The sequence below is a fragment of the Chryseobacterium ginsenosidimutans genome (assembly GCF_039536845.1).
Lineage (GTDB): Bacteria > Bacteroidota > Bacteroidia > Flavobacteriales > Weeksellaceae > Chryseobacterium > Chryseobacterium ginsenosidimutans_B.
The window spans coordinates 490102-502406 of the sequence record NZ_BAAAZJ010000011.1 but is presented as its reverse complement, the minus strand read 5'-3'; the positions used below and the strand labels follow the sequence as shown (position 1 = coordinate 502406).

At 35.8% G+C, this 12305-nt stretch carries 6 protein-coding genes; all 6 read right to left on the bottom strand.

Annotation, left to right across the window (positions count from 1 at the left end; all coding sequences use genetic code 11):
- Positions 1–176 precede the first annotated feature (176 nt).
- The 6 genes from ABD745_RS18655 to ABD745_RS18630 all read right to left on the bottom strand — a co-directional run bounded on the left by ABD745_RS18655 (position 177) and on the right by ABD745_RS18630 (position 12152).
- The gene (locus tag ABD745_RS18655; RefSeq protein WP_344833671.1) at positions 177–1568 is read right to left on the bottom strand and encodes an RtcB family protein; all 1392 of its coding nucleotides are present in this window, start codon (positions 1566–1568) and stop codon (positions 177–179) included.
- Positions 1569–2082: 514 nt separating this feature from the next.
- The gene (scpA, locus tag ABD745_RS18650; RefSeq protein WP_344833669.1) at positions 2083–4206 is read right to left on the bottom strand and encodes a methylmalonyl-CoA mutase; all 2124 of its coding nucleotides are present in this window, start codon (positions 4204–4206) and stop codon (positions 2083–2085) included.
- A gap of 487 nt (positions 4207–4693) precedes the next feature.
- Entirely contained in the window at positions 4694–6805 is a 2112-nt protein-coding gene (locus tag ABD745_RS18645) for a prolyl oligopeptidase family serine peptidase (protein ID WP_344833667.1), read from the bottom strand.
- Between the two features lie 75 nt (positions 6806–6880).
- On the bottom strand, positions 6881–7546 hold the full coding sequence (locus ABD745_RS18640; RefSeq protein ID WP_344833665.1) for a hypothetical protein: 666 nt from the start codon (positions 7544–7546) through the stop codon (positions 6881–6883).
- Between the two features lie 351 nt (positions 7547–7897).
- A complete protein-coding gene (gene prfA / locus ABD745_RS18635) occupies positions 7898–8983 on the bottom strand; it encodes a peptide chain release factor 1 (RefSeq protein ID WP_344833663.1) in 1086 nt (361 codons plus the stop codon).
- 328 nt (positions 8984–9311) lie between these two features.
- The gene (locus tag ABD745_RS18630; protein ID WP_344833660.1) at positions 9312–12152 is read right to left on the bottom strand and encodes an alpha-amylase family glycosyl hydrolase; all 2841 of its coding nucleotides are present in this window, start codon (positions 12150–12152) and stop codon (positions 9312–9314) included.
- Between the last annotated feature and the right edge of the window lie 153 nt (positions 12153–12305).

The following is a 12305-nucleotide window of genomic DNA, read 5'->3' as shown; positions in this document are numbered from 1 at the left end:
CAGCAATTGTTTGAGCTCATTTTCTGGGTTTCGGGGGGGGCTTTGCCGCCGCCGAAACCCAAAAAATAGCGAGTGCGGAAAGCGGGAAATAGCTCCTAAAGATTTTAATTGATTGCTAACGGTTTATAGTTGTCAGCCAAAATCCATCCACTAATAACTATAACCTGTCAGCCAATTTACCTGTCCATTCTCACAATCCTAGGTTGAAAAGTTCCGAGGATATCCACCAACTCACTTTGTGCGTTCATGACTTCATTGATGTCTTTGTACGCCATTGGTGCTTCTTCAGTGTTTCCGCCCATCAAAGTGACATTTTTGAGTTTTAATTCTTTTTTGATGTCATTTTGAGTGAAAAGATTTCTGCATTCTCCTCTCGAAAAGGCTCGTCCTGCTCCATGCGAAGCTGAATTCAAAGAATCCGGGTTTCCTTTTCCGCGAATAATAAAACCTTTTGCCGTCATTGATCCGGGAATCATTCCCAATTCATTTTCACTGGCCGGAGTTGCGCCTTTCCTGTGAACAATCACTTCTTTTCCGTTGTGGATTTCTTTCCAGGCGAAGTTGTGATGGTTTTCAATTCTGGCTTTTACTCTGCCTCCGACTGCTTTCACCAATCTCCTGTGAATGTCGTTGTGACACGCTGAAGCATAATCTCCTGCCAAATTCATCGCCGTCCAATATTCTAAACCAAGATGTGTGTTCAAATCCAGCCAGGCGAAGTTTTGGGCTTCTTTCGGCAACGGACATTGTTCTGTCGCAACTCTTGAATAATATTGAGCAATCTCAGCTCCTAATCCACGTGACCCGCTGTGAGAAAGAATTCCGAGGTATTTTCCTTTTGGAAGTCCGATCTGCTCGTCTTCTTCCATGATTTCAACTTCCCCGAATTCTACAAAGTGATTTCCACCGCCCGAACTTCCCATTTGTTTGATGGCTTTTCCTTTTAATCTTCTCAAAATCGGGATCATATCGAAAGTATCTCTGTCGAAAATCTCGTGATCGATGTGAGATTTATGTATTTCGTACATCCCGAATTTGGTGTGTTCGGCAAGAGCTTTTTCATATTTGTCTCTTGCTCCGTCCAGATATGAAATAGGGGTATCCAAAATACTGAGACTCATTCTGCAGCCAATATCCATCCCGACTCCATAAGGAATTACGGCATTTTCTACGGCGAGAACCCCACCGATCGGAAGTCCGTAACCACTGTGTGCATCGGGCATTAAGGCTCCCTGCATTGCAATTGGAAGTTTCAATGCAGTGTACAATTGGTTTTTTGCTTCATCCGAAATATTATTTCCGAAAATATGGAAAGATGCACGATTTGTGGTGAGCATTCTTTTTTCTGTTTTCTTTGATGAAAGCAGGGCTTCTGCAATTTGTCCGAACGTTAAATCTTTTTCAAAATTCTCCGGATTGGTCAGAATTTCTTTTAAAAGAGATTTCACATAATGAATATTTTTCGTTGCAAAATTTCTTTTCATGACTTCCAAAGCGATGTTGATACTCTGATTGTTTGGATAGCCTATTTTTAATATATCTTTTCCTTTAAGTTTTAAATTTCCCATTGTTCTTTTATAAGATGTTAGATATTAGGTGCTACAAGTTAGACTTTGAGCATCTGATATTTTTTCAACTAAACACTTAGTCGAATTTTGATTTGTTGTCATTTTGATTTATGAGAAATAGATTATTCCTTCGTCAGAATGACAATTTGGAGTGTTTTTATAGCCCCGATGGAAACGGCATCCTTTTTTTGAAGTGGCTTGAAAAAAGCGTTGACAAAAAAAGATACAGTGGACAGCGGGATTAAGCTCCTAATAAAAAATGATTTCGGGGAAACTTGTTTTGAGTTTGAAATATTGCGCAATAAAAAACCCGAAATCTTTACGACTTCGGGTTTTGATATTTCAATATACTGTTATTCTATGAGTGTACCAAACCACGAAGCCTCGCCTTTGCAAAAGGCAATCCTACTGTTGAATGTAAGTTGAATTTGAACATTGCTTCGTTGTTTTTTAATGGTTGAACTTGATTTTCAGTTGCAAAGATATACATTTTTCTGAAAAACAAAATAAATTTTTACTTTTCTAAAAATTTTTCTAAAATATCGACCGCACATTTCGGAAGATTCGTTCCCGGACCGAAGATGAAATCTGCACCGTTTGCATAAAGGAATTCATAATCCTGTTGAGGAATTACACCACCAACAACGATTGTAATATCATCTGCACCCAATTTTTTCAATTCTTCCACCACTTGTGGAACTAATGTTTTGTGACCTGCCGCCAATGAGGAAACTCCCAAAATATGAATATCATTCTCAACCGCCTGTTTTGCCACCTCTTCCGGAGTTTGGAATAACGGGGCAACATCAACGTCAAATCCCATATCTGCAAATGCCGTTGCAACCACTTTCGCCCCTCTGTCATGACCGTCCTGTCCCATTTTTGCGACCATTAGTCTTGGTCGACGACCTTCTTCTTCTTCAAATTTTTGAGTAAGGTGAAGTGCTTTTTCAAAATATTCGTTTTTTCCTGCATTCATGGCATAAACTCCAGAAATTGTTCTAATATTTGCTTTATATCTTCCGAAACTTTCTTCCATGGCATCGCTCATTTCACCCAGAGTTACTCTTCTGCGAGCCGCTTCGATGCATAATGCAAGGAGATTTCCTTTTCCGGTCTTTGCAGATTCTCGGATTTCATTTAAAATCTGTTCAACCGCTTCGGAATTTCTATGTAATTTAATTGAATCTAATCTTTCGATCTGCTTTCTGCGAACTTCGGTGTTATCAATATCAAGAATCTCGATCTGACCTTGTTTTAATGAAGATCTGAATGAATTTACTCCAATAATAAATTCTTCTCCGCTATCAATTTTAGCCTGTTTTTTGGCAGCCGCTTCTTCGATTCTCATCTTTGGAATTCCGGCTTCAATGGCTTTTGTCATTCCTCCTTCCTGCTCCACCTCATCGATGTATTTCATGGCTTCTTCGATCATCTGCTGCGTAAGACTTTCCACCAAATTACTTCCGCCCATCGGATCTACAACATCACAGATTCCGCTTTCCTGTTGAAGAATAATTTGAGTATTTCTCGCAATTTTCGCAGAATAATCTGTCGGAAGTGCGATCGCTTCATCCAAAGCATTCGTGTGAAGAGATTGAGTTCCCCCTAAAGCAGAAGACAATGCTTCAATGGCAGTTCTTGTGATATTATTGAAAGGTTCCTGCTCAGTCAAAGACCAACCGGAAGTCTGAGAATGTGTTCTTAAAGCTAACGATTTTGGATTTTGAGGATTAAACTGCTTCAACAATTCAGCCCAAATATATCTTGCAGCACGCATTTTAGCAATTTCCATGAAGTGATTCATCCCTATCGCCCAGAAAAACGACAATCTTGGTGCAAAATCATCAACATTCATTCCTGCTTTGATTCCTGTTCTTACGTATTCTAAACCATCTGCCAAAGTATAAGCCATTTCCAAAACCGGAGTCGCTCCAGCTTCCTGCATATGATATCCTGAAATTGAAATTGAGTTGAATTTAGGAATATTTTTAGATGTATATTCAAAAATATCAGCTATGATTTTCATCGAAGGAGTCGGCGGATAAATATAAGTGTTCCGTACCATAAACTCCTTTAAAATATCATTCTGAATCGTTCCTGAAAGCAATTCCTGAGAAACTCCCTGCTCTTCAGCAGCGACAATGTAGAAAGATAAAATCGGAAGAACCGCCCCGTTCATCGTCATCGAAACTGAGATCTGATCTAATGGAATTTCATTAAATAAGATCTTCATATCCTCGACAGAATCGATCGCAACTCCTGCTTTTCCCACATCACCGACAACTCTCGCGTGATCTGAATCGTAACCTCTGTGCGTCGCCAAATCAAACGCCACGGAAAGTCCTTTTTGACCTGCTGCCAAGTTTCTCCTGTAAAATGCATTTGATTCTTCAGCTGTTGAAAATCCTGCATATTGACGAACCGTCCAGGGTTTTTGAACATACATTGTAGAATACGGACCTCTTAAATAAGGTGCAATTCCCGGTGAAGTCTGTGTTAAAGATTCATTTTTAACATCTCCTGCCTTGTAGGATGATTTCAATTGTAATCCATCTTTTTCGAAAGGATAGATTTCCGTGTTTTTTTCGGTTATATTATTAAATTGAGGAGTTTTATTCTGAACTTCCCTTCTCATACTTTCAGATTTATTAGATGGCTAAAATTACACATTTTTGAGATAATAATTTTGCGTTAATTTTTTCATGAAAATTGTTTTAAAATAGTATTGTTTTTTAATAAATGAGTGTTGGTTTTGTTCCCACAGATTTCACTGATTTACACAGATGATTGGGAATATTTTGATTGTCCGTTTTAATACATAATATTTAAACGCAAAGTTCGCAAAGATTTTTTGACTACTAGATGTTTTTAAGTTACACAAAGGCGTTCTACTTAAAAAAGAACACAAAGTTTTGCATTATTTAAATAGATTAGGTTGAAAAACGGATATTCAAATTAATATTAGTTTAAATTAAGTTTTGGCTAAAGCCAATGGATTGATATAAATTAAAAAACGGGCTAAAGCCCGTTCCTATTGATGTTGATTGTTTTATTTATAATTAGATCTTAAGTGAAGTAGCTTAATACTCTTAACTTCTTAAATAAAATCTTAATGGTTTAATTTATTTTCCTAATTTTTTTATTCCCATTTCATACAATGCGAATGAGAGTAAGTCTGCATTTTCACTAATTACCTGATCGGTTGCCCTTCCTGCTCCGTGCCCTGCATTTTTTTCAATTCTTAATAAAATCGGGTTGTTGCAGGCTTGTTTTTCCTGTAATTCTGCACCAAATTTAAAAGAATGAGCCGGAACAACTCGATCATCGTGATCACTTGTAATAATCATTGTAGACGGATAACAGGTTCCAGCCTTCACATTATGAACAGGAGAATATGATTTTAAATATTCAAACATTTCCCTGTTGTCTTCTGCTGTTCCGTAATCATAAGACCAGCCTGCACCAGCCGTAAATTTATTATACCTCAACATATCCAAAACACCAACTCCCGGGAAAGCAACTCTTGCTAAATCAGGGCGCATTGTCATGGTTGCACCTACTAATAATCCTCCGTTTGATCTTCCGGAAAGAGCCATAAAATCCTTCGAAGTGTAGCCTTTATTCTGTAAATATTCCCCAGCTGCGATGAAGTCTTCGAAAACATTTTTCTTTTGTTGTTTTGTTCCTGCATCATGCCATTTTTTACCATATTCTCCTCCTCCACGTATATTTGGAACAGCATAAATTCCTCCATTTTGCATCCAGATCGCATTGACTACTGAGAAAGCCGGCTGTAAACTGATGTTGAATCCTCCATAAGAATATAAAATTGTAGGATTTTTCCCGTCAAGCTTAGTTCCTTTTTTATAATTGATCATCATTGGGATTTTCGTTCCGTCTTTTGAAGTGTAGAAAACCTGTTCAGAAACGTAATCTTCAGGATTAAACTTCACTTTTGGTTTTTGATAAACCTCTGATTTTCCAGAATCTGCATTGAATTTATAAGTTGTTCCCGGTGTAATGTAATTGGTAAACGAAAAATATAGCTCTTTCTCCTTTTCTTTTCCGCCAAAACCCGATATATTTCCTTTTCCCGGAAGAGTAATCTCTCTTATTAATTTTCCGGTTCTGTCGAATTGTTTTACCTTGTCAATAGCATCAATCATATAGGTTGCAAAGAAATATCCTCCTCCCGTCGTAATTCCTAAAACATTTTCAGTTTCCGGAATCAAGTCTTTCCAGGTTTCCGGGGATGGATTTTTGATGCTTGTTTTTACTAAACGCATATTTGGAGCATCTTTATCAGTAAAAATATAAAGATCATCACCTTGGGTATCGACAATATTTACATTGATATCAAAACCTTTATTGATCTGAACAAAATCGCCCCCGTTTTTTAAATCTTTAATATATAATTCATTTCCGTTGGTTGCATTGGCTGCTGAAATAATTAAATATCTCTGATCTTCGGAAACACCCGCTCCCAAATATCTTCTCGGCATTTTATCTCCTCCAAAAATCAACTGATCTGCAGATTGTTTTGTTCCTAATTTGTGGAAATACACTTTATGCTTGTCCGTCATTCCGGAAAGTACGGTTCCTTCTTTCGGCTTATCGTAGCTTGAATAATAGAAGCCTTCATCGCCTTGCCAAGAAATTCCACTGAATTTTACGTCAATTAAAGTTTCATCAATCTGTTTTTTAGAAATTGCATCGATGGTGATGATTTTGTTCCAGTCACTTCCGCCTTCTGAAATTGAATAAGCTGCTAAATTTCCTTTTTTGTTAAAAGAAAGCTGCGATAAAGAAGTTGTTCCCTTTTCTGAAAATTTATTTGGATCTAAAAAAACTTCTGTTGCTTTTGTCTTGTTATTGGTTCTGTATAAAACAGACTGAGCCTGAAGTCCATCATTTTTATAATAATAGGTGTAATCTCCTTCTTTGAATGGGGCTGATATTTTTTCATAATTCCAGATGTCTCTCAATTGATTTTTAATCTGATCTCGGAACGGAATTTTTGAAAGATAATTCTGGCTGTTTGCCACTTCTTCGTCTACCCATTTTTTAGTAGCTTCCGAATCATTCTCCAAATCTCTGAACGGGTCTGCAACGGCAGTTCCAAAATATGTATCTGTTTGATTTCCTTTTAATGCTTTTGGATAAATCATTTTTTGCGAATAAAATGTTGCCGAAAACAAAACTCCGGCGGTTAATAAAATAGGTGTGAATTTCATATTAAATTAGATTTTACCAAAAATAAGGATTCTGTTTTAAATAGAAAAAGCTGCCTTAAAGACAGCTTAAATGTATCAATTAATACTTTTCAAATAAAATTCTTCCTGTTGCCAGACTAGTTCCTCAGGGCCTCCGTTCCAATAATAAGTGTCACGACCATGTTTCAACTGGTACATCATAAATTTCTGATCTGTACTAACTACTTTATCAGCTTTTCTAAAATAATCCGTAATGTCTATAAGATATTTTCTCATTTCACCCGCACCAATTTTTTTAATATCTCCTATATTTATTGACATCTTATGGGAAGGTACTTTAAAACTTACGGTATAGTTAACTTCAGATATTTCCTGATCTTTCATATTTTCATTAAAGACAGTTTTTATATTTTTGATATTGTATTTCGCCTCTTTAAAATTAGACCAAAAAACACAAAAATAATCACGTGCTTCTTTTTTGCATTCTTGTGCTACCTCAGCTGAAAGATTCGATAGAAAAAGCTGAGTAAAATAGTCGACTTTTTTGTCATATGAATCTTTCTGGCTCATTTTATAAGTATGGTCTTTTCCCATAAAATTGATAAGATAACTGTTAAGTTCCCTCACCGAAGCATCATCATATTTCACAAAAGATTTAAAATAGAGATCAAATACGTTTTCCGGGTGTAAGATATTTTGTGATTTTAGTTTTTGGACACAAAACATGAGTATTACCAGTAAGATAATCTTAAGATTTTTCATAATAATAGTTTATTTTCAAGCTTAGCGTATAAAAAAACCCTGAAAACCAAGAGTTATTTTTATAAATATATTTATTATTTTTAAAATTGTCTATATATTTTAATGAAATTAAATAGAATAATTTAAACCAAAAATAATACTTTTAGTTTAAATTATTGAATTAAAATAGCTTCTAAGCGAAAAATATACGTATTTTTTTATCTTTTGTTTTATTTTTTTAATGCATTGAAACTCTATTTCTGATAGTTTTAATAGTTATTCTTAATTAATAACATTTTATTTATGTTTCAGAATTAAAAACAAAAAAGCTTCTGAAAAATCAGAAGCTTTTAATATTTTAAAAGAAAGATCTTAGTAATTATCCTCCTCTCCTTTCATTTTTTCGGCATTTTCTGCCATGATTACAGAATCTATCATTTCAGAAATATCACCATTCATGTACGCATCAAGATTATACATCGATTTGTTGATTCTGTGATCCGTCACTCTTCCCTGAGGATAATTGTATGTTTTGATCTTTGCAGAACGGTCACCTGTAGAAACCATCGATTTACGCTGTGCTGCAATATCTCCCTGTACTTTTTGCAATTCAATATCGTATAGTTTTGTTCTTAGCATTTCCATTGCCAATTCGCGGTTTGCCAACTGAGAACGAGCCTGCTGACAAACAACAACCATTCCTGAAGGTTTGTGCGTCAACTGTACTTTAGTTTCAACCTTGTTTACGTTCTGACCTCCGGCTCCGCCTGAACGTGAAGTCTGCATTTCAATATCGGCAGGATTCAGTTCAAAATCCACTTCTTCAGCTTCCGGTAAAACCGCAATTGTAATTGCAGAAGTATGAACTCTGCCTTGAGATTCGGTTTCAGGGACACGCTGTACACGATGAACTCCGGATTCGAATTTCATGATTCCGTAAACGCCTTCTCCTTCCACTTTCATGATAAGTTCTTTGTAGCCTTTCGCTGCTTCATTAGAATCTGTCACTTCATGTCTCCAGCCTTTCGTTTTGAAATACATCGTATACATTCTGTAAACATCTTCCACAAAAATTGCTGCTTCATCACCTCCTGTTCCGGCACGTAACTCAACAATTACGTTTTTATCATCTGCAGGATCTTTAGGAATCAGTAAAACTTTCAGTTCTTCTTCAAGACCCGGAAGTTTTGCCTGGGCTTCCATTTTTTCTTCTTTAGCCAAGTCTACCAAATCCCTGTCTGATCCGTCGGCAATAATTTCTTCAGATTCTTCGATTGAATCCAAAGCACCTTTATACTGATCATAAACTTTTACAATTTTCCCCAAGTCACTATATTCTTTGTTTAAAGAAGAATATCTTTTTTGGTCTGAAATGACATCAGGCTGAATAATAAGGTCTGCTACCTCATTATATCGTTGTTTTATAGCTTCTAATTTTGGAATTAATGATTTAGACATTATGAAAATTTAGTTTGCAAAGATACGGATTGATTTGTAGATGTGCTAATTTAACGAAAAATGACTGCAAGAAGTAACCCTTTTCATTTAAATGTAAATAATTTTCCTAAAATTTTATCACGACCCAGCTTGTTTTTAACGGGGAGAAAATTTTATATTTTTCTCTTTATATTTTGATCCCTTTAAAACTAATTTTCTGTTTTTAGTTGATAAAAATCACTTTTGACAGTGGTTTATCACTGTATTAAATTCTTTCTTTAACAATGTAAGTAATTTTATGAAGGGTACTTATAAAAAAAGAGACCACTAAAAGCAGTCTCTCAAAAATTTATTTTACGATCATCTTCTGAACCGAAACACCTGTATCTGATTTTAAATGAACCAAATAAGCTCCAGCCTGATAATTTGTCTTTAATTCATAAGTTCCATCTTCATTTTTTAGTTTGAATGAATCTAATTTTTTACCACTCATGTCGTAGATTATTATTTCTCCGTTTTTAGCTTTGTGATAAATTAATTTTACCAAACCGTTTTTCACAGGATTATCGGCAACCTGAAGCGACAATTTGTTCGCGGCGTTTTCATCGATAGCAGATAAAGTCCCGACATAGTTTCCAAAAATTCTGAATTCTCCCGGTTGAAGCGTGATTGGCGCCGTTGTAGAAGTGATATTTGAAACTGAATTATCCATTAAATTCTGCCACTGCCCAACATACGGAAAATAGGGTACAACACTTTGAGATCCAGTTGTATAATTTGCTAAAACTACGACGTTTTTCACTCCGTTTGTAATCGCATTGTCATACACGTAAATTCTTGTAATCAATCCATTAGGATCATTTGTCAGATTATTTGATTCTACGGTGTACGTTTTTGATTTGAAAACAGGATATATATTTCTGATATTAATAATTTTTGCCCAAGTATCATAAACTGCTTTTCTGTTTACATTTGTATCATATCCTAGGGTAAACGCAATAGGTTTTTCGTCAGTTCTACAACCGTTGTTGATTGACCCGTCTGCACATCTGTTGATACTGAATTCATAACCCAGCTCACCAAATTGCCAGATCATTTTCGGTCCGGGAATTGTAAAGAAAGTTGCTCCGAAAGCCTTCATTCTTTCTAAAGCTGTATTTAAATTTTTAACATCATAAGATCCGTTTACAGCTCCGTAAGCAAGATTTTTGAACATCAATCTTTCTTCATCATGACTTTCTCCGTAACCTACTCCGCTCATATTTGTAAAACCGTGAAGAGTATGATTCATTCTGTCGAAACTGCTGTTTTCTTTATAACCCATTGTATTTTGGTTATAAGGACCATTCTGATTATTCCAAAGCATTACACCTTTTCCCTCTGCAATTCTGTAATTCGCCCATTGCTGTTCTTCCTGATCGGTTCCCAGGTGTTCAAATATCATATAAGAATTCGGATCAAGCGCCCATTGTTTGTCTGCGTAATATTTCAAAATGTCTACCCTGTCCTGCTGATAAGCATTGGTACAAGCTTCATCTGTTTCGGAACAACTTTGGGTAAATCCTTTCGTTAAATCCCAACGGAAACCATCAATATGATATTCTGTCAACCATTGTTGAAGGCATCTTTCAACGTAATATTTGGTGGAAGGACTTGTATGGTTAAAATCATTAAATACATTATAAGAATGTTTCGGAACCTGATTGAAATATGGATTGTTTGCTGCAATATCTCCATAACCGTCACCATCCGGATCAATATTCCACAGTCTTGCCAATGGAGAACGTCCCGTAGCATGATTAAAAGCAATATCTAAAATAACTGCGATCCCATTCTGATGACACAAATCAACAAATTCTTTGAATTTTTCAGGAGTTCCATAAGCTTTATCCAAAGCATAATGGAAAGATGTATTGTATCCCCAGGAAAGATTTCCTTCAAATTCCATGATCGGAAGAAGCTCTATCGCATTAATATTCAATCCTTTTAAATAAGTGATTTTGTTTATCAATGACTGCCAGTTTTTTTCCTGTGTAAAATCTCTTAGCAACAATTCATAAACAACAAGATTTTCCTTTGCAGGACGTTGAAAATTGATTGTTTGCCAGTTGTAAGCTGTTTGTCCTGTTTTAAACATAGAAACCTCAAAGCCTTGTCCTGCAGGGAACGGAGGCAGCCCAGGATATGTAGAGGCCGAAATATACTGGTCATCATAAGAAGATAAAATCTGTGGAGAATAAGGATCTGCCACTTTTCTCAAATCATTGGTTCTGTATTGGAAAGTGTATAATTGCTGAGGAGTCAAACCACTTAATTCAATCCAATACAAATCTGGGTTTGTGGTATCTCTTTTCATTAAATAGGCATCATTTACCAGCCAGTTATTGAAACTTCCGATCACATGCACGAAATTTTTAGAAGGAGCATACAAAGCCAAGCCAACTTTCGTATTATCTGTCGGATGATAATTGATTCCCTGTCTTATCCAGCTCGGAATTGCTTCGGAAACGACATTTCTGGGAACCTGTAAGATAAATGTCGCGTTTTTGGAATTTGAATTCGCATCCGTTGCAATCAATTCCATGTTAGCGTCTCCTGTCACTGTATAATTATAAGAGTAAGACGTTGAAGCTGTGGAAGTAGAATTCACAACTGCTCCGTTTGCCTTTAACTGGAAAGTAGCATTAACACTCGTGGTCGCAGTGATGTTGATTGAATTTCCCGTCGGAACTGATGTTAAGCTGTTCGCTGCAGGGTTTGTCATGTTTAAATTTAAAACTCCGACATTCACAAAAATATCAGGTGTCGTCTGATGAGAACCTGTTTTATCCTTTAACAAAAATCCAAATCTTCCGATTCCGGTTCTCGCGTAAAAAGTAGTTGGCGTAAATGTTAAAGAATAAGTATCCGTTGTGGAATTGTAATTCAATTTATTCAAATCATTAGAATTGTTCCAGCTTCCGTTGGTAGGACAATCCTGACTGTTCTGATAATTGGTATCCAAAGACCAGGTCCAGATATAAATCGCATTATTGGTAACTCCCCAAGCCGCTTCATCAATCTGATCTCCTGGGACAGTTAATGTAATTGCATCCGTTTCATTGAACGGGTTCGGAGTAATTGTATAGCTTATCTGCCCAAATACGAGGGTAACGATAAACAACAAAAAACCGGAATAAAATTTTTTCATAAAATTCGTTTTTTTTAATAATTCAATACTAAAATACTTCATTTTTTCAAAATCTATCATTTTTTATTAAAAAATTGAAAGTTTAACCTATTGAAATACTATGCATTGGCTAATAATTTCTCAAATATGATTTCTTCCTTTTTGTTTTGTCTA

Coding starts and splice junctions, on each gene's coding strand:
- ABD745_RS18655 (WP_344833671.1), bottom strand. CDS start 1,568: ATGGGAAATTTAAAACTTAAAGGAAAAGATATATTAAAAATAGGCTAT.
- ABD745_RS18645 (WP_344833667.1), bottom strand. CDS start 6,805: ATGAAATTCACACCTATTTTATTAACCGCCGGAGTTTTGTTTTCGGCA.
- scpA (WP_344833669.1), bottom strand. CDS start 4,206: ATGAGAAGGGAAGTTCAGAATAAAACTCCTCAATTTAATAATATAACC.
- ABD745_RS18640 (WP_344833665.1), bottom strand. CDS start 7,546: ATGAAAAATCTTAAGATTATCTTACTGGTAATACTCATGTTTTGTGTC.
- ABD745_RS18630 (WP_344833660.1), bottom strand. CDS start 12,152: ATGAAAAAATTTTATTCCGGTTTTTTGTTGTTTATCGTTACCCTCGTA.
- prfA (WP_344833663.1), bottom strand. CDS start 8,983: ATGTCTAAATCATTAATTCCAAAATTAGAAGCTATAAAACAACGATAT.